The sequence below is a fragment of the Variovorax sp. Sphag1AA genome, assembly GCF_014192575.1.
Lineage (GTDB): Bacteria > Pseudomonadota > Gammaproteobacteria > Burkholderiales > Burkholderiaceae_C > Variovorax.
In genome coordinates this window covers 497,897-516,291 of sequence record NZ_JACHYC010000002.1, presented here as the reverse complement: position 1 = coordinate 516,291, position 18,395 = coordinate 497,897, and the positions used below count along the sequence as shown (strand labels likewise).

General features: G+C 65.2%; 18 protein-coding genes. 15 read left to right on the top strand and 3 right to left on the bottom strand.

What is annotated here, in order from left to right; translation table 11 throughout:
- Positions 1–230 precede the first annotated feature (230 nt).
- The 6 genes from ugpB to FHW64_RS08920 all read left to right on the top strand — a co-directional run bounded on the left by ugpB (position 231) and on the right by FHW64_RS08920 (position 7,711).
- Positions 231–1,541 carry a sn-glycerol-3-phosphate ABC transporter substrate-binding protein UgpB gene (gene ugpB, locus FHW64_RS08945; RefSeq protein WP_184525180.1) on the top strand — a complete coding sequence of 437 codons (1,311 nt, stop codon included), beginning with the start codon at positions 231–233 and terminating at the stop codon, positions 1,539–1,541.
- A gap of 159 nt (positions 1,542–1,700) precedes the next feature.
- The gene (gene ugpA, locus FHW64_RS08940) at positions 1,701–2,582 is read left to right on the top strand and encodes a sn-glycerol-3-phosphate ABC transporter permease UgpA (RefSeq protein WP_184525178.1); all 882 of its coding nucleotides are present in this window, start codon (positions 1,701–1,703) and stop codon (positions 2,580–2,582) included.
- Position 2,583: 1 nt separating this feature from the next.
- A complete protein-coding gene (ugpE, locus tag FHW64_RS08935; RefSeq protein ID WP_184525176.1) occupies positions 2,584–3,441 on the top strand; it encodes a sn-glycerol-3-phosphate ABC transporter permease UgpE in 858 nt (285 codons plus the stop codon).
- Between the two features lie 32 nt (positions 3,442–3,473).
- Complete coding sequence (locus tag FHW64_RS08930; RefSeq protein ID WP_184525174.1) at positions 3,474–4,481, top strand: sn-glycerol-3-phosphate import ATP-binding protein UgpC; 1,008 nt, start codon at positions 3,474–3,476, stop codon at positions 4,479–4,481.
- Positions 4,478–5,236, top strand: a complete 759-nt coding sequence (ugpQ, locus tag FHW64_RS08925; protein ID WP_184525172.1) for a glycerophosphodiester phosphodiesterase — start codon at positions 4,478–4,480, stop codon at positions 5,234–5,236. The genes FHW64_RS08930 and ugpQ overlap by 4 nt, the downstream gene beginning before the upstream one ends.
- A 39-nt stretch (positions 5,237–5,275) precedes the next feature.
- Positions 5,276–7,711, top strand: a complete 2,436-nt coding sequence (locus FHW64_RS08920; RefSeq protein WP_184525170.1) for a DUF3772 domain-containing protein — start codon at positions 5,276–5,278, stop codon at positions 7,709–7,711.
- A gap of 4 nt (positions 7,712–7,715) precedes the next feature.
- On the opposite strand, the gene FHW64_RS08915 is transcribed toward FHW64_RS08920, so the two are convergent.
- Positions 7,716–7,994 (bottom strand): hypothetical protein, encoded by a 279-nt coding sequence (locus tag FHW64_RS08915; RefSeq protein ID WP_184525168.1) that lies wholly within the window; start codon positions 7,992–7,994, stop codon positions 7,716–7,718.
- A gap of 72 nt (positions 7,995–8,066) precedes the next feature.
- Between FHW64_RS08915 and hemA the strand changes: the two genes are divergently transcribed.
- The 7 genes from hemA (at position 8,067) to FHW64_RS08880 (ending at position 14,747) form a co-directional block, all read left to right on the top strand.
- Entirely contained in the window at positions 8,067–9,353 is a 1,287-nt protein-coding gene (gene hemA, locus FHW64_RS08910) for a glutamyl-tRNA reductase (protein ID WP_184525166.1), read from the top strand.
- A gap of 90 nt (positions 9,354–9,443) precedes the next feature.
- Positions 9,444–10,532, top strand: coding sequence for a peptide chain release factor 1 (prfA, locus tag FHW64_RS08905; RefSeq protein ID WP_184525164.1), 1,089 nt, complete (start codon positions 9,444–9,446; stop codon positions 10,530–10,532).
- Between the two features lie 38 nt (positions 10,533–10,570).
- Positions 10,571–11,383, top strand: coding sequence for a peptide chain release factor N(5)-glutamine methyltransferase (prmC, locus tag FHW64_RS08900; protein ID WP_184526282.1), 813 nt, complete (start codon positions 10,571–10,573; stop codon positions 11,381–11,383).
- A 30-nt stretch (positions 11,384–11,413) separates the two neighbouring features.
- The gene (grxD, locus tag FHW64_RS08895) at positions 11,414–11,734 is read left to right on the top strand and encodes a Grx4 family monothiol glutaredoxin (protein ID WP_184525163.1); all 321 of its coding nucleotides are present in this window, start codon (positions 11,414–11,416) and stop codon (positions 11,732–11,734) included.
- Between the two features lies 1 nt (position 11,735).
- A complete protein-coding gene (locus FHW64_RS08890; protein ID WP_184525161.1) occupies positions 11,736–12,236 on the top strand; it encodes a cupin domain-containing protein in 501 nt (166 codons plus the stop codon).
- A gap of 98 nt (positions 12,237–12,334) precedes the next feature.
- On the top strand, positions 12,335–13,327 hold the full coding sequence (locus FHW64_RS08885; protein ID WP_184525160.1) for an AAA family ATPase: 993 nt from the start codon (positions 12,335–12,337) through the stop codon (positions 13,325–13,327).
- A 73-nt stretch (positions 13,328–13,400) separates the two neighbouring features.
- Complete coding sequence (locus tag FHW64_RS08880; RefSeq protein WP_184525158.1) at positions 13,401–14,747, top strand: hemolysin family protein; 1,347 nt, start codon at positions 13,401–13,403, stop codon at positions 14,745–14,747.
- On the opposite strand, the gene FHW64_RS08875 is transcribed toward FHW64_RS08880, so the two are convergent.
- Positions 14,725–15,384 carry a lytic transglycosylase domain-containing protein gene (locus FHW64_RS08875; RefSeq protein ID WP_184525156.1) on the bottom strand — a complete coding sequence of 220 codons (660 nt, stop codon included), beginning with the start codon at positions 15,382–15,384 and terminating at the stop codon, positions 14,725–14,727. The genes FHW64_RS08880 and FHW64_RS08875 overlap by 23 nt on opposite strands.
- Positions 15,381–17,129, bottom strand: coding sequence for a proline--tRNA ligase (locus FHW64_RS08870; RefSeq protein ID WP_184525154.1), 1,749 nt, complete (start codon positions 17,127–17,129; stop codon positions 15,381–15,383). Before FHW64_RS08870 ends, FHW64_RS08875 begins: the two co-directional genes overlap by 4 nt.
- A 121-nt stretch (positions 17,130–17,250) precedes the next feature.
- Between FHW64_RS08870 and FHW64_RS08865 the strand changes: the two genes are divergently transcribed.
- A complete protein-coding gene (locus FHW64_RS08865) occupies positions 17,251–17,907 on the top strand; it encodes an RNA pyrophosphohydrolase (RefSeq protein ID WP_184525153.1) in 657 nt (218 codons plus the stop codon).
- Positions 17,849–18,394, top strand: a complete 546-nt coding sequence (locus FHW64_RS08860; RefSeq protein WP_311733272.1) for a CNP1-like family protein — start codon at positions 17,849–17,851, stop codon at positions 18,392–18,394. The genes FHW64_RS08865 and FHW64_RS08860 overlap by 59 nt, the downstream gene beginning before the upstream one ends.
- Position 18,395 lies beyond the last annotated feature (1 nt).

Here is an 18,395-nt window from a genome sequence, read left to right as displayed (position 1 = left end):
GGCCAGCCCAGAACCCAAGCGCCAAGAGCCATGAGGCAGAGCCAGCAGAGCCAAAAAAAGGGAGGGCGATCCTAGCATGGTGCGCTGCAGCATGCAGGCGTCATGGCTGTTGCGCCCCAAAAGGGTTTCCCCCCTTGGTGCACACTCCGGGACTTGTCAAAAATTGTGACGCGACCGTGTCATAAGCACGGCCTAGCATCCGCGCTTTCTTTTTCCCTTCAGGAGTCTTCATGCGATTCAAAACGCTCGCCATGGCCTCGGTGCTCGCCGCAACGATTTCAACATCCGCGCTGGCACAGACCGAAATCCAATGGTGGCATTCCATGACCGCCGTCAACAACGAATGGGTCAACGATCTGGCCAGGCAGTTCAACGAGAGCCAGAAGGAATACAAGGTGGTCCCCGTCTTCAAGGGCCAGTACGACGAGTCGATGACCGCCGCGATCGCAGCCTTCCGTGCCGGCAACGCACCGCATATCCTGCAAGTCTTCGAAGTGGGCACTGCAACGATGATGGCGAGCAAGGGCGCCATCGTGCCCGTAGCCAAGGTCATGCAGGACGCAGGTCAGAAGTTCGACCCGAGCGTGTACATCCCCGCCGTGGCCGCCTACTACACGGCCCCCAACGGCCAGATGCTGAGCTTCCCGTTCAACAGCTCGACCACAGTCTTCTACTACAACAAGGACGCGTTCAAGGCCGCCGGCCTGGACCCGAACAAGGCGCCTTCGACGTGGCCTGAAGTGGTCGCCGCCGCGGCCAAGCTGAAGGCCAGCGGCCACAAGTGCCCGTTCACCACCGCATGGCAGAACTGGACGCAGCTGGAGAGCTTCTCTGCCTGGCACAACGTCGAGTTCGCGACCAAGAGCAACGGCCTGCAGGGCATGGACGCCCGTCTGAAGGTGAACTCGCCGCTGCACGTGCGCCATATCGAGAACCTCGCGAACATGGCCAAGCAGGGTCTGTTCGTCTACAAGGGCCGCTCCAACATCCCAGAGGCGTCGTTCGTCTCCGGCGAGTGCGCCATGATCAATACTTCGTCCGGCTTCTACGGCAACGTCGCCAAGAACGCGAAGTTCGCCTATGCGGTCGCACCACTGCCCTACTACCCCGACGTGCCGGGTGCACCACAGAACACCGTGATCGGCGGCGCCAGCCTCTGGGTGATGGCAGGCAAGAAGCCTGAGGAATACAAGGGCGTGGCCGAGTTCTTCAAGTTCATCTCGACGCCAGCGGTGCAATCGGCCAGCCACAAGCGCACCGGCTACCTGCCAATCACCACTGCGGCTTACCAGCTCACCGAAGAGTCGGGCTTCTACAAGCAGAACCCCGGCACCGACGTCGCCGTGACGCAGATGATCCGCAAGGTGACGGACAAGAGCCGCGGCGTCCGCCTGGGCAACTACGTGCAGATCCGGACCATCGAGGACGAGGAACTCGAACAGGTCTGGAACGGCAAGAAGACCCCGAAAGAGGCCCTCGACGCCATCGTGAACCGCGGCAACGAGCAACTGGAGCGCTTCCAGAAGGCAAATAAGGGCTGACAAGGGCTGCGCCCTTGCAGCCCTTTGGGCACAGGATGGCACCCCACCCTGCCCTCCCCGCCAAGCGGGGAGGGTGCCTGCCGAAGATTTTGGCGACTTGGGCACAGGTAGACTCGCAGCCCCGCTGGGCGACCGGCGGGGTTTCTTTTTGAGGGATTCATGGAAAAACGCGTTGTCTTTCGCTCGGGCTGGCTGCCTTGGGCGCTGCTCGCGCCACAGTTGATCGTCATCGGCGTGTTCTTCTTCTGGCCCGCCGTGCAGGCGCTCCTGCAGTCGATGCAGGTGCAGGACGCCTTCGGCTCTTCGACCGAATGGGTGGGCCTACAGAATTTCCGCGAGCTGTTCAACGATCCGGGCTATATCGAGTCCTTCGAGACCACGGCTCTCTTCTCGATCCTGGTCGCAGGCATCGGCATCTCGCTGTCGCTGCTGCTCGCGGTTTTCGTCGACCGCATCGTGCGCGGCGCGATGATCTACAAGACGCTGCTGATCCTGCCCTACGCCGTCGCGCCCGTCGTGGCGGCGGTGCTTTGGGTCTTCATGTTCTCGCCGTCGCTCGGCGTGGTCTCGTACGGGCTCGGCAAGTTGGGCTTCGACTGGAACCACCTGCTCAACGGATCGCACGCCATGGCGCTGATCGTGATGGCCGCCGTCTGGAAGCAGATCTCCTACAACTTCCTGTTCTTCCTTGCGGGCCTGCAATCCATTCCTAAGTCGCTGATCGAGGCCGCCGCCATCGACGGCGCGAAACCCTGGCGGCGTTTCTGGACGGTTCAGTTCCCGCTGCTGTCGCCCACCACGTTCTTCCTGCTGGTGATGAACGTCGTCTATGCCTTCTTCGAGACCTTCGCGATCGTCGACGCTGCCACACAGGGCGGCCCCGGCACGGCGACGCGCATCCTGGTCTACAAGGTCTATCACGACGGCTTCAAGGCCATGGACCTCGGCGGCTCGGCCGCGCAGTCGGTGGTGCTGATGGCTGTCGTCATCGTGCTCACGGTCCTGCAGTTCCGCTATGTCGAGAAGAAGGTGAACTACTGAAATGGTCGAACGCAATCCTTCCCTCGGTATCCTGGCGCACGCCGTCGCGATCCTCGGCGTGCTCATCGTCGCCTTCCCGATCTACCTGGCCTTCGTCGCCTCGACCCACACCGCGCAGGAAATCGTCCAGCGACCGATGCCGCTGCTGCCCGGCGGGCATTTCTGGGAGTCCTACAAGACCGCGCTTCTTGGCCGCGCCGGGGGCTCGGGCGCGGGCTCCACGGCACCCGTCGCGCGCATGATGTTCGTGAGCCTGGTGATGGCGCTGGGCATCACCTTCGGCAAGATCGCGATCTCGCTGCTCTCGGCCTTCGCGGTGGTGTACTTCCGCTTTCCCCTTAGGAGCCTGTGCTTCTGGGCGATCTTCATCACGCTGATGCTGCCGGTTGAAGTGCGGATCGGGCCGACCTACCAGGTGGTCTCGAATTTGGGCATGCTCAACAGCTACGCGGGCCTGACCATTCCATTGATCGCCTCGGCGACGGCGACCTTCCTGTTCCGGCAGTTCTTCCTCACAGTTCCTGACGAGCTCATCGAAGCCGCCCGCATGGACGGTGCCGGGCCGATGCGTTTCTTCTGGGACGTGCTTGTCCCGTTGTCGAAGACCTCGATCGCAGCGCTCTTCGTCATCCAGTTCATCTACGGCTGGAACCAGTACCTGTGGCCGCTGCTCGCGGCCACAGGCGAGGACATGTACCCGATCGTGATCGGCATCCGACGCATGATCGGCGGCGGCGACAGCCAGAACGAATGGAACATCGTGATGGCGACGGCATTGCTCGCCATGCTGCCGCCCGCGCTGGTGGTGGTCTTCATGCAAAAGTGGTTCGTCAAGGGCCTCGTCGACACTGAGAAGTGACCCCCGCCTGAACCGAAGAAACAGATCAGAACATGGCATCCCTTTCGATTCGCAACGTCATCAAGCGCTACGGCCACGGGCCGAAGGCGAACCAGGTCATCCACGGGGTCAGCGCCGAGATCGCGGACCACGAATTCATCGTCATCGTCGGGCCTTCCGGGTGCGGCAAGTCCACGTTGCTGCGCATGGTGGCGGGGCTGGAAGAGATCAGCGTCGGCGACATCCTCATCGGCGACCGCGTGGTGAACAACCTCGAGCCGGCCGAGCGGGACATCGCGATGGTGTTCCAGAACTACGCGCTCTACCCCCACATGTCGGTGTTCGACAACATGGCCTACGGCCTGAAGATTGCCAAGGTGCCGTCCTCCGAGATCAAGGTCCGTGTGGACAAGGCCGCGAAGATCCTCGAACTCGGCCACCTGCTCGACCGCAAGCCACGCCAGCTTTCCGGCGGCCAGCGCCAGCGCGTGGCGATGGGCCGCGCGATCGTGCGGCAGCCGAAGGTCTTCCTGTTCGACGAACCCCTGTCGAACCTGGACGCCAAGCTGCGCGCACAAACCCGCCTGGAAATCCAGAAGCTGCATCGCGAGCTGGGCATCACGTCGCTCTTCGTGACGCACGACCAGGTGGAAGCCATGACGCTCGCGCAGCGCATCATCGTGATGAACGGCGGCGTGATGGACCAGTTCGCGACGCCGGAAGAGGTGTACTCGCGACCCGCGACCACCTTCGTGGCCAGCTTCATCGGCTCGCCGCCGATGAACCTGCTCAAGCACGCGCCGGGCGTCCGGCCGGGCACGATCCTCGGCATTCGCCCAGAGCACCTGATGCTCGACCCGAACGGGTGGTCGGTGCAGGTGGAACAGGTCGAACTCCTTGGGGCCGAGCGGCTGATCTACGGGCGCATCGGCGAAGAGCAGCTCGTCATGCGCGTGGACGAGAGCCAGCAAGTAGCCGTGCCGGGCGACACAATGCGCATCGCGGCGCGGCCCGACAAACTGCACTGGTTTGACGCCGGGTCCGGCAAGCGCACGACATGACCATCGGCAAGCCATCTGCCGATTGGCCCTATCCGCGCTGGGTCGCGCACCGCGGCGCCGGCAAGCTGGCGCCCGAAAACACACTGGCAGCCTTCCGTCTCGGCGCCGAATACGGCTTTCGCATGTTCGAGTGCGATGCCAAGCTGAGCGCAGACGGTGTGCCCTTCCTGCTGCACGACGCCACGCTCGAACGCACGAGCAGCGGACGCGGCGTGGCCGGCGACCAGCCGTGGTCCGCGCTGTCGCAGCTCGATGCCGGCGGCTGGCATTCGCGCCGCTATGCCGGCGAGCCGCTTGCGACTCTCGAGGGCCTGATCCGTTTCTGCCTGGCCAACCGCCACGCCCTCAACATCGAGATCAAGCCGACCCCTGGGCTCGAACTCAAGACCGGCGAGGTCGTCGCGCAGCATGCGGCGCGACTATGGACCGACTCGACACTTCCGCCCCCGCTGCTGACTTCCTTCCAGCCCGACTCTCTGCGCGGCGCGATGGCGACGCAGCCCGAGTTGCCGCGCGGCCTGCTGCTCGACACCCTTTGGGATGGCTGGCTCGACACCGCCCTGCAACTTGACTGCAAGGCGATCGTCTGCAACTACGCGCTGTGGGATGCAGAAACAGTGGCCAAGGTGCACGCCGCAGGCCTGCGCGCCCTGAGCTACACCGTCAACGACGAATGGGCCGCCGAACGCCTCATCGCGCTCGGCACGGACGGCATCATCACGGACCGGGTCGACCGGTTCAGCCCCGCCGGCTAGCAGCTTCGGCGGCCGGCGGATGCCTTCTATGATGAAGTCATGAGCTGGTTCCCACGCCTCGCGGCCCTGCTGCTGGCCGCCATGTTTTGCTGCGCCTCGTTTGCGCAGGCCGACTCCGAGCAGGTCGCGCCCACGATCGCCGCGCTGCGCACCGAGCTCGAAAAGATGCCGAAGACGGTCGAGAGCTCGGAAGACGTGAGCGCGCTCGTCGCGCAGATCAACGCCCTCACCGCCACCACCGAGAAATTCATTGCCTCGCGCACCAGCGAGCTCAACGACCTCAACGCGCGGCTCGGAGAACTCGGGCCTGCCCCGGCCGGCGGCGCTGCGGCCGAGACGCCCGACATCACGAAGCGGCGCGCCACGCTGACCAAGGAACGCAACACCGTCGATGCGGACATCCGGCTCGCGCGGCTCGTCATGGTCGATGCCCAGCAACGCGCCAGCGACCTGCTCGCCAAGCGCCGCGCGATGTTCGAGGCGCAGCTCACGGAGCGCGCCGCCTCGCCGCTGGGGCGCGAATTCTGGGGCGATCTCGCGGACGCCTGGTCCGGCGACGTGGATCGGCTGCAAGCGCTCGGTGCGGAAATCGGATCCAGCGTCGAGGTCGCCAGACAGCCCGAGCACGCGCCGGCGGTGATCTTCAGCCTGATCTTCGCCCTGCTGATCGCGCTGCCGGGCAACTGGCTGGCCGAACGCATCCTGACGCAGCTCGCGGCGCGCGTACTGCCGGCAGGCCGGTTGCGGCGGTCGCTGCTCGTGATCGCCATCGTGACCGCCAACGTGCTCCTCGTCGGACTGGCCGCGCAGGCGGTGTACACGACCTTCGACCTCCACGGCCTCTGGGGTGAGCAGACCCGGAAACTCGGGCAAGCCATGGTGCAGTCGGGCATCTTCATCGCCTTCGTGGTCGGCCTCGGGCGCGCGCTGCTGTCCAACGGCCGGCCGTCCTGGCGGCTTCCGCCGATCCCCGACGCGATGGCGGCGCGGCTCGCGCCCTTCCCGTGGCTGATGGCGCTGATTGCAACGCTGGTCTGGCTGCCGACGCAGGTCAATGCGGTGGTGGATGCCAGCTTCGCGGCGGTGGTGGCCGCGCACGTCGTCACCGCGCTGGCACTCACCGGCATGATCGGCGCGATGCTGTTGCGGCTGCGCGGCCCGCGCGACGCGGCGCCAGCCGAGACAGCAGCAAACGCCAACGCCGCCGCGCCGCCGGCGGCCGAGGAAGCGGAGCGACCGCTCTGGGTCGGCATGCTGCTCGGCCTGATCGCGCTCATCCTCATCCTGATCTGGATCCTCGTAGCGACGGGCTACGTGGCGATGGGGAGCTTTCTCGCGAGCCAGCTCAACTGGTCGTGCATCGTGCTGGCCGCGTTCTACGTGCTGTTCAAGTTCGCGGACGACCTGTTCATGGCGGTGGTCTCGTCGCACAGCAGCTTCGGGCAGCGGCTGCAGGCCAGCTTCGGGCTCGCGACGCGGACGCTGGACCAGGCGGCGGTCGCGCTGTCGGGCCTGAGCCGGGTGGCACTGTTCTTCTACATGCTCATCGCGCTCGCGACGCCGCTGGGCACGAGCCCGGGCGAAGTGTTCCAGCGCAGCGGCAAGTTCGGCTCCGGCGTGAAGGTGGGCGAGATCCAGCTCGTGCCGGGCGCCATCTTCAGCGCAGTGGCCGTGCTGGTCGCCGGCTTCATCGCCCTGCGCATCCTCAAGAACTGGCTGGACAGCCGTTTCCTGCCGACCACCGCCCTCGAACCGGGCATGCAGAGTTCGATCACCACGCTGCTCGGCTACGTCGGCGGGATCACGGTGATTGCGTTCACGCTCTCGGCGCTGGGCATCGGCATCGAGCGGATTGCATGGGTGGCGAGCGCGCTGTCCGTCGGTATCGGCTTCGGCCTGCAGGCGATCGTGCAGAACTTCATCTCGGGCCTGATCCTGCTGGCGGAGCGGCCGGTCAAGGTCGGCGACTGGGTGGTGCTGGGCAATGCCGAGGGCGACATCCGCCGCATCAACGTGCGGGCCACCGAAATCCAGCTGGGCGACCGCTCGACGATGATCGTGCCGAACTCGGAGTTCATCACCAAGACCGTGCGCAACATGACGCTGTCGAACGCCGAGGGCCGCGTGCTGATCCGGTTGCCGATGCCGCTGACCACCAATGCGTCGCGGGCGCGGGACGTGATCCTGGCCGCGTTCGGCAATCATCCCGGCGTGCTGTCGACCCCTGCCCCGAGCGTCACGCTGGAAGGGGTGGAGGTCGGATTCCTGATCTTCCAGGCAGTGGCCTATGTGCAGAGCCCGCGCGTCGCAGGTTCGATCCGCAGCGATGTGCTGTTCTCGATCCTCGACGGCCTGCGCGAAGCCGATCTGCCGATGGCGGCCTATCCGGGATTCCCGTCACCCACCGGGGCGCCAGTTCCGCCACCGGCCGTCGCGGCACCTGCGCCGGGAATCCTCCCCGGCACCACTGCGTAGCCTGCTAGCGGCGCCAGCCGCCGGAAACGATCCATTGGCTGGTGCCGCACGCGACCACCAGCGCGGCGTAGGTGGCCATCCGGCCATCCTGGCCGAAGAAGAACAGGCCAGCCGCCAGAACTACCACGCCGACGACAAAGTTGACCGCGCCCTGCGCCCACCAGGCGAGCCTTTTGCCGGCCGGCCGCTGGCCCACCCGGCCGAGCAGCGCGCATAGGAAACCGACGGCGAACGCCGGCGCGATGAAATTGAGGAGGTGGTTGAGAAAGTCCAGCGGGGCCATTCGATTCGTCCCGCAACGGCCATTTTTGGATGCCGGAGCGTCTGCGGGCGGCGGATTTTATAATCGGCGGCTATGTCAGTCTGGGCCTTGGGCTTGAACCACACGACCGCGCCGCTCGATCTGCGCGGTCGTTTTGCGTTCGCCATCGACCAGATCGCACCCACGCTGCAGAGCCTGCGCCACTCGTTCGGCTCCAGCCGGCACCCGGAAGTCGAAGCCGCCATCATCTCGACCTGCAACCGCACCGAGATCTACTGCGCGGCTGAACATCTCGCACTCGATCACACCGTCGACTGGCTGGCCCAGAGCGGCGGCGTTTCGCCGGCCCTGCTCCGCTCGCACGCCTACACCCTGCACAACGACCAGGCTGCGCGCCACGCTTTCCGCGTCGCGAGCGGGCTGGATTCGATGGTGCTCGGCGAGGCGCAGATCCTCGGCCAGATGAAGGACGCTGTCCGTGCCGCCGAAACCGCCGGAGCGCTCGGCAGCACGCTGAACCAGCTTTTCCAGCGCTCTTTCGCCGTGGCGAAGGAAGTCCGCACCGCCACCGAGATCGGCGCCCATTCCATCAGCATGGCCGCCGCTGCCGTCCGCCTTGCCGGCCAGCTCTTCGAGGATCTCCAGCGCACGCGTGTCCTTTTCGTCGGCGCCGGCGAGATGATCGACCTCGCCGTGACGCACTTTGCGGCCAAGCAACCCAAGTCCATCGTCATCGCCAACCGCACCCTGGAGCGCGGCGAAAAGCTGGCGTCCCGCTTCGGCGGCGAAGCCATGCGGCTCGCCGACCTGCCCGCGCGCCTCGCCGAGTTCGACATCGTCGTGAGCTGTACCGCAAGCACGCTGCCGCTGATCGGCCTGGGCGCTGTCGAGCGCGCGCTCAAGCTGCGCAAGCACCGGCCGATGTTCATGGTCGACCTCGCGGTGCCGCGCGATATCGAACCCGAGGTCAAGGCGCTCGAAGACATCTACCTCTACACCGTCGACGACCTCGCGCAGGTCGTGCAGCAGGGCCAAGCCAATCGCCAAGCCGCGGTGGCGCAGGCCGAGGTCATCATCGACGCGGGCGTGCAGAGCTTCATGCACTGGCTCGACCAGCGCGGCGCCGTGCCGCTGATCCGCCAGCTCAATGCGCAGACCGACGAATGGCGCGCGACCGAGTTGGCGCGCGCGCGCAAACTGCTCGCCAAGGGTGAGAGCGTCGACGCGGTGCTCGAGGCGCTCTCGCGCGGGCTCACGCAGAAGATGCTCCATGGCGCGATGGCCGAACTGCACGCGGGCGATTCCACCGCGCGCGAACACACGGCGCAGACGATCTCCCGCCTGTTCCTGCGCAACGACCTGCGCAACAAAGAGCGTTAGCGACGCCTGTCGCTTCCGGCGCCGTGCGCCGACCTCGTCGTTGCCGCACCGCTTGCGGTCAACCCCTTCCGCCATCCGCCCCGAACTCACGTGAAATCCTTCTTGCGTCACCAGCTCGAGCGCTTTGCGCAACGCCTCGGCGAACTCGACTTCCTGCTCTCGCGGGAAGACATCATGTCCGACATGGCGCAGTACCGCACCATCTCGCGCGAGCATGCGGAGGTGACCCAGATCGCCGGCCGCTACAGCCGATACAAGCAGCGTGAATCCGATCTGGCCGCTGCGCGCGAGATGCTCGAAGACCCCGACATGGCCGAGATGGCGCAAGAAGAAATCACGAGCGCCGAAGCGGAACTGGTGCAGCTCGAAGACGAGCTCCAGCGCCTGTTGCTGCCCAAGGACCCGAACGACGCACGCAATGCCTTCCTCGAAATCCGCGCAGGCACGGGCGGCGACGAGTCTGCGCTCTTTGCGGGCGACCTGCTGCGCATGTACACCCGTTACGCCGACCGTGCGGGCTGGCGCTGCGAGATCGTGAGCGAAAGCGAGAGCGAGCTCGGCGGCTACAAGGAAGTGGTGATCCGCGTCGTGGGCGACGACGTCTTCGGGCGCCTGCGCTTCGAATCGGGCGGCCATCGCGTGCAGCGCGTGCCGGCGACCGAAACGCAAGGCCGCATCCACACCAGCGCCTGCACGGTGGCGGTGCTCGCCGAGCCGGACGAAGCCCAGGCCGTGCAGATCAATCCGGCCGACCTGCGCATCGACACTTTCCGCGCGAGCGGCGCCGGCGGCCAGCACATCAACAAGACCGATTCGGCGGTGCGCATCACGCACATCCCGACCGGCATCGTGGCCGAGTGCCAGGACGATCGCAGCCAGCACCGCAACAAGGCGAAGGCCCTGCAGGTGCTGTCCGCGCGCATCCAGGAAAAGGAGCGCAGCGAGCAAGCCGCCAAGGACGCCGCGCTGCGCAAGGGCCTCGTCGGCAGCGGCGACCGCAGCGACCGCATCCGCACCTACAACTTCCCGCAGGGCCGGCTCACGGACCACCGGATCAATCTCACGCTCTACAAGCTGCTGACCATCATGGAAGGCGACCTCGGCGAAGTGCTGGATGCACTGCAAGCCGCCCGCGAAGCCGAGCAGCTTGCAGAGCTCGAAGCCAGTCTGCCGGCGTGACCTCCACCTATCCGCTTTCACCCGCGACGCCGGCTGCGATGCTGTCCGCGGCAGCGTCGATGGGCATCGACAGGCTCGATGCCCAACTGCTCTTGCTGCATGTGCTCGGACGTCAAACGACCGATCGGGCCTGGCTGCTGGTGCATGACACCGACCCGCTCGACGACGCCGTGTGGCCCAACTACGCGAGCCTTTGTGCCCGCCGGAAGGCCGGCGAGCCGACGGCCTATCTGCTCGGCGAGAAGGAGTTCCATGGACTCGGCCTGCAGGTCGACCCCCGCGTGCTGGTGCCGCGCCCCGATACCGAGACGCTGGTCGACTGGGCGCTGCAATGCCTCGAAGGCCGCGACGCGCCGACCGTGATCGATCTCGGCACGGGCAGCGGCGCCATTGCCTTGGCCATCCAGCGTGCGCGGCGGGACGCGCAAGTCACCGCCGTCGATGCCAGCGCCGACGCACTGGCCGTCGCGCGTGGCAACGCAGAGCGGCTCGGCCTGCCGGTGCGCTTCCAGCAGGCCGACTGGCTCGCAGGCGCCGACGCGGGCTATGACCTGATCGTCTCGAACCCGCCGTACATCGCTCGCGAAGACATCCATCTTGCGGCGCTGCAACATGAACCGCAGGGTGCCCTCGTCTCCGGCGACGACGGACTCGACGACATCCGCCGCATCGTCGACGCCGCCCCGGCGCACCTGGCGGATGGCGGATGGCTCCTGCTCGAACACGGTTACGACCAGAGCGCGGCGGTCCGGGAGCTGCTCCGGGAGCGCGGCTTCGCCGAATCCCAAAGCCGCGACGACCTCGCCGGCATCGCAAGATGTTCCGGCGGGATCTGGCGCGCGGTGAAATAATCCGCCCAGCCCAATTTCAGGAGAGCTCCCATGTCCGACGCCCAGCAACGCATTGACGATCTCGTCAAGACCAACGACCTTGTGCTCTTCATGAAGGGCAACGCCAGCTTTCCGATGTGCGGCTTTTCCGGTCGCGCGATCCAGATCCTCAAGGCCGTCGGCGTGGACACCAAGGCGCTGAAGACCGTCAACGTGCTGGAAGACGATGCCATCCGCCAGGGCATCAAGGAATACAGCAACTGGCCAACGATCCCCCAGCTCTATGTGAAGGGCGAGTTCGTCGGCGGTTCGGACATCATGATGGAGATGTACGAATCCGGCGAGCTGCAGCAGATGCTCACCAGCGCCTGACATGAGCCACGACCACGCCGATCATGGCCATGCGCACGACGAGGGCGCCTGGAAACATGACGGCGTGCGCGTCATCCCCGGTAACCAGCTCGACACCAACACCGCCCAGACGCCGGGCATGAACCGAGCAGCCGCGATCAACTTCGCGCGCGTCGGGGCCCAGAAGCTCTGGGCCGGCACCGTCACCATCCACGCGAATGCCAAGACCGGCGCCCACCATCACGGTCATCTCGAATCCGTGATCTATGTGGTGCGGGGCCGCGCCCGCATGCGATGGGGCGAGCATCTCGAATACACGGCGGAAGCCGGTCCCGGCGATTTCATCTACGTGCCGCCCTACGTGCCGCACCAGGAAATCAACGCCAGCGAGACCGAGGCGCTCGAGTGCGTGCTGTGCCGCAGCGACGGCGAGGCGGTCGCGATCAACCTCGACATCGAGCCTGTCGAAAAGCCTGAATCGGTGCTGTGGGTCGACCCCACGCACCCGCAAGGCGGTATTTGACCTACGCGCGACGATTCCGCAAATCCGAGAAAACATAGACACCCGCTGACACTGGGCACGCCTTATGCTGTGTTCGAGTGTCTGAAACGGAGGTGTCCATGGATTCCCGCAGTCTCGTGCCAGCGTCGTCGTTCCAGTTGCCGGTCGCCAGCCTGCGCAGCGTTTTCCAGACGCAGGATGTCGAGCGCAGGCTCGCCAAGCTGCCGGATCACGATCACGAACATCTGCGCACCACCTACGAACGCATGCTGGAGCGCGGCCCCGATCGCTTCCAGGTCAAACCCAGCGGTGTGCCGGAGATGTCCGGCCTCTACGCGCAACTCCCCAATTTCACCGAAGTGCTCGACGATGTGCGGCGCCACGTCGCACTCTCGCAGGACAGCCGTGACGGGCTCGAAGTAACGCCCATGCTGCTGCTCGGCCCGCCCGGCATCGGCAAGACCCACTTTGCGAAGAAGCTCGCCGAGCTGCTCGGAACCGGTATGTCGCTCGTACCGATGAATTCGATGACGGCTGGCTGGCTGCTCTCCGGCGCTTCTTCGCAATGGAAGGGCGCGAAGCCCGGCAAGGTGTTCGAGGCGCTCGTGGATGGTCAGTACGCGAATCCGGTGATGGTCATCGACGAGATCGACAAGGCCGGTGCGGACAGCCAGTACGACCCGCTCGGCGCGCTCTACAACCTGCTGGAGCACGACACCGCGCACGCCTTCGTCGATGAATTCGCCGAAGTGCCGATCGATGCCAGCCAAGTCATCTGGATCACGACGGCGAACGACGAACGCAGCATTCCCGAGCCGATCCTGAACCGCATGAACGTCTTCGAGATCGAGGCGCCCTCGCCCGAGGCCTCCCGGCAGATCGCACGCCAGCTCTACGCGTCGATCCGCGGCGACCATGATTGGGGCCGCCTGCTGTCGCCCGAACCGTCGAACGACGTGCTGGACCTGCTCGCCACGCTCGCCCCGCGCGAGATGCGACGCGCACTGATGACCGGCTTCGGCAATGCCCGTCTCGCCTGCCGCGACGAGGTGCGCGTGGAGGACCTTCCAAGGGCAGGCGCGCAACGCACCCGCATGGGTTTTGTCCAGTAGCTTCGCGATGAGGCGCTTTCACGGCTGAGCGCCCGCCGCTCGTGGCACCATGTCGGTCTTCGACGACCGACCTATGACCCTGACCCAAAGCCTGCTGGTCATCGTTGCGCTGATCGCGACGAGTGCATTTTTCTCCCTTGCCGAGATCTCCCTCGCGGCATCGCGTCGCCTGCGCCTCCGCCAGATGGCCGACGAGGGAGATCTGCGCGCCGAGCGCGTGCTGCGCATGCAGGAACAGCCAAGCCACTATTTCACCGTGGTGCAGATCGGGCTCAACGCCGTCGCGATTCTGGGCGGTGTCGTTGGCGAAGGTTCGTTGAGCCCCTATTTCGCGGATCTGTTCGACCTGTGGCTCAGCCCGAAAGCCTCGCAGACCGCCGCGTTCCTCGCTTCATTCATCACGATCATCGCGATCTTCCTGATCTTCGCCGACCTGTTTCCGAAGCGGCTCGGGATGAGCAATCCCGAGCGGCTCGCAGTGCGGATCGTCGGGCCGATGGGGATGCTGATCACCACGTTCAAGCCGCTGGTCTGGCTCTTCACCGTCAGCACGGACCTGCTTTTCAAGCTGCTCGGCATGCCGGCACAGCGCGATGACAAGATCACATCCGCCGACATCCTCGCGATGACGGAAGCCGGCGCCCAGGCCGGCGTGCTCGCGCAGCGGGAACAGCAAGTGATCGCGAATGTCTTCGAGCTCGACACCCGTCTTGTGAGCAGCGTAATGACCTCGCGCGACCGCATCGCCTGGTTCCTCAGGGACGAGCCCGAATCTGTCCTGCGCGCCCGCATCGTGGCCGAGCCCTTCTCCGCCTATCCGGTGTGCGACGGTGACATCGACCATGTGCTGGGCTATGTCGATGCCAAGGACATGTTCCAGCGCGTATTGAGCGGTCAGCCGCTTTCGTTCGACCATGGCCTTCCGCTGCACAAGGCGCTGGTGGTGCCCGACCGGCTCTCGCTCACCGAAGTGCTGGAACAGTTCCGGCAGGTACACGAAGACTTCGCGATCATCGTGAACGAGTACAGCCTGGTCGTGGGCGTGATCACGCTCAACGACGTGATGAGCACCGTGATGGGCGATCTGGTCGGCGCGCAGGACGAGGAGCAGCAGATCGTGAAGCGCGACGAGAACTCATGGCTGATCGACGGCGTGACGCCGATCCAGGACGTGATGCGCGCGCTCGATCTCGAAGAACTGCCGCACCGCGACGAATACGAAACCCTCGCCGGGTTCCTGATGGTGATGCTGCGGCGTGTGCCCAAGCGGACGGACAGCGTGACTTGGGCGGGCTACACCTTCGAGGTGATGGACGTGGACAGCTTCCGTATTGACCAGGTCATGGTCACCCGTGGCAAGCCCGCGGCGACGGCCGATCTGGTCTCTGGCGCGGGCCTCAGTCCGGCCGCGATTCCTTGAAGACCCACAGGCGCTGGTTCGCGAAGACGGCGCTCGGGTAAGGCGACTTCCCGCGGCTGCCGTTGTAGCGGCCAAGCGTCATGAAGAGATCGCCCGCCTCGCGGTCGAGGTAATGGCGCAGGATCACGCAGCCAAACCGCAGATTGGTTTGCATGTGGAAGAGCTTGGACGGATCGCTGTCGCCAATCGACCGAGTCCAGAACGGCATGACCTGCATGTAGCCGCGGGCCCCGGCGCTCGAGACTGCGAACTTGCGGAAATTGCTCTCCACCTGAACCAGCCCGAGCACGAGGCTTACATCGAGGCCGGCGCGTCGGGACTCGTACCAGACGGTCTGGAGGAATTCTTTGCGGGTCGGCCAATCGGGCAGTTTCTTCTTGAGCCGCTCGCTCATCTCGCCGAGCCACCGCAGATAGGCCAGGCGCGACTCGGTGTCCTTGAACTCAGGCACCGGCGGCGCGTTGTTCCGGATTGCGGCGCTCAGTGCCGTTCGCACCGAATCGATCAGCGGTTCCTCGATCTGCGCACCCGCCAGGGCCGGCGTCGGCAGCGCCAGGGTCAGCACCCCGGCCGCAGCACCGCCGAGGCACAGGCGTCTCGAAAGTCCGGGCGCATCCATCGGCGCCACGGGGTTCATGCGGCAGCCAGTTTGCCGGTGATGAAATCCGCGATGCCGGCAACCGACACCTTGGTTGCGGAGGTATCGCGGCGGTGCTGGTATTCGAACTGGCCTTCTTTCAGGCCACGATCGGAGATCACCACGCGATGTGGCACGCCGATCAGCTCCCAGTCGGCGAACATGGCGCCAGGCCGCTCGCCACGGTCGTCGAGCAGCACGTCGACACCGGCTGCCAGGAGCTGCCCGTAGAGCGCTTCGGCCGCCGTCTTGACCTCGGCGCTGCGGTCCATGCCGATCGGGCAGACGACGACGGTGAACGGGGCGATCGCGTCGGGCCAGATGATCCCGCGCTCGTCGTTGTTTTGCTCGATCGCGGCGGCCGGCAGACGGGTGACGCCGATGCCGTAGCAGCCCATTTCGAGGAACTGGGGCTTGCCCGCTTCGTCGAGGAAGGTCGCGTTCATCGGCTTGCTGTACTTGGTGCCGAGCACGAACACATGGCCGACTTCAATGCCGCGCTCGATGGCGAGGACACCCTTTCCGTCGGGCGACCGATCGCCGGCGACCACGTTGCGGAGATCGGCCACCGCATCGGGCTCCGGCAGATCACGGCCCCAGTTGACGCCGGTGATGTGGAAGTCGACTTCATTGGCGCCGCAGATCCAGTCGGCCATGACGGCCACTTCGCGGTCGACGACGATCTTGACAGGCTGCTTGAGGTTCAACGGCCCGAGGTAGCCCGGCTTGCAGCCGAAATGGTCCTCGATTTCGGTGACAGTCGCAAAACGGAAGCCCTTGTCGAGCCCCGGAACCTTGCTGACCTTGATCTCGTTCATGTCATGGTCACCGCGAAGCAGCAACAGCCAGACGTCTGCGCCCTTGATCTCGCCAGCCTCATCGAGGATGTCGGTCGCGAGGACCAGCGACTTCACCGTGGTCGAAAGTGGGACGCCCAGCAGCTCGGCCACGTCTTCGCAGGTGGCCTTGCCCGGCGTCGGCGTCTTGGTCAGCGGCTTGCTCGCGGCGGGACGCGGGCCGGCCGGCGCCAGTGCCTCGGCCTTTTCCATGTTGGCGGCGTAATCGCTGTCCGGGCAGTAGACGATGGCGTCCTCACCCGTCGCGGCGATGACCTGGAATTCCTGGCTCACGTCGCCGCCGATCGCGCCGCTGTCTGCAGCCACGGCCCGATAGCGCAGGCCGAATCGATCGAAGATCTTCCGGTAGGCGTCGGCCATCACCTTGTAGCTGGCCTTGGCGCTGTCCAGATCCCGGTCGAAGCTGTAGGCGTCCTTCATGATGAACTCGCGGCCACGCATCAAGCCGAAGCGCGGGCGCCGTTCATCGCGGAACTTGGTCTGGATCTGGTAGAAGTTCTTCGGCAGCTGCTTGTAGCTGCGGATTTCCTGGCGGGCGATGTCGGTGACGACCTCTTCGCTGGTCGGCTGGATCACGAAGGAGCGGTCATGCCGGTCCTTGATGCGGAGGAGTTCCGGCCCATAGGCCTGGAAGCGTCCGCTCTCTTCCCAGAATTCAGACGGCTGGACCACCGGCATCGTCAACTCGACCGCCCCGGCGCGATTCATTTCCTCGCGCACGATCGCCTCGACCTTGCGGATCACGCGCAGGCCCATCGGCATGTAGGTGTAAATCCCGGTGCCCAGCTTCTTGATCATGCCGGCCCGCATCATGAGGCGGTGACTGACGACTTCGGCATCGGCCGGTGCTTCCTTGAGGGTGGAGATAAAGAACTGGGAAGCTTTCATCGGGCGCGCAAAGTCTAGAGGTTGGGGGGCAATGGACGGGCCTCGGGGCCCCGGGACTGGCCGCTTGCCCTGCGCAACTCGGCAGGCATAATCGACTCAGTTCAAAAATTGGGGTTTGATTATGCTCGACCGGGACGGCTTCAGGCCCAACGTCGGCATCATCCTGCTCAACCAGAGAAACCAGGTTTTCTGGGGCAAGCGAATCCGCACCCATTCCTGGCAGTTTCCGCAAGGCGGCATCGATCGCGGCGAGAGTCCCGAGCAGGCCATGTTCCGGGAGCTGCATGAGGAAGTAGGTCTCCACCCGGAGCATGTGCGCATCGTGGCCCGTACCCGCGACTGGTTGCGCTACGAGGTGCCGGATCGGTTCATCCGCCGTGACGCACGCGGCCACTACAAAGGCCAGAAGCAAATCTGGTATCTACTGCAATTGATCGGGCACGACTGGGACCTGAACCTGCGTGCCACAGATCATCCGGAATTCGACGCATGGCGTTGGCACGACTACTGGGTGCCGCTGGACGTCGTTGTCGAATTCAAGCGCGGCGTCTATGAAATGGCGCTGACGGAACTCGCCCGCTACCTGCCGCGACAGGACTTTCGCAATCGCTTCCTGCGAAGCAACGTGCGCGCCCGCGAATTCGAGCGACATCCGCCCGGACCGGGCCACGAACCGACCTTCGAGCTGCCGCCCGGCGCCAGCTTCGATCCCAATCCGAATGCCAATCTTGCGAATGAGCCTCCCCCCACAAGCGACCCGTTGCATGCTCCGCGCTAGCCGGGGCGTTCTACTTGCCTGTGTTCTCGGCGCCTCCGGACTTGCGAATGCCGAGCTTTTCGGAGATTCCGACTGGAAAGAATCGGAGGCTCCGCCGCCTCCCGCCTTCAATCAGGACAAGCTGGTCGACATAGAGATGCCGAAGTACTCGAGCCTGAAGTTCGGCGTCGACCCGAACACAATCAAGGTGACTGGCGATGGGGTCGTCCGCTACGTGGTCGTCGCCACCAACAAGGAAGGCGGCGGATTCAACGCCTTCTACGAGGGCGTGCACTGCGCCACTGACGAGTACAAGAGCTACGCGCGCTTTACCAGCAATGGAACGTGGGAATCCGCCCAGAATCCTGAGTGGAAGCGGATCAGCGATCGAACCTCGCGCCACACCCAGGCCCTGGCCAGCCAGGGGCTGTGTCGCGGTCACGCACCGCGCGGGTCTGTCGGCGAAATGGTCCGCTACCTGAAGACGCCAATCCGCGAAGTTGAATAGG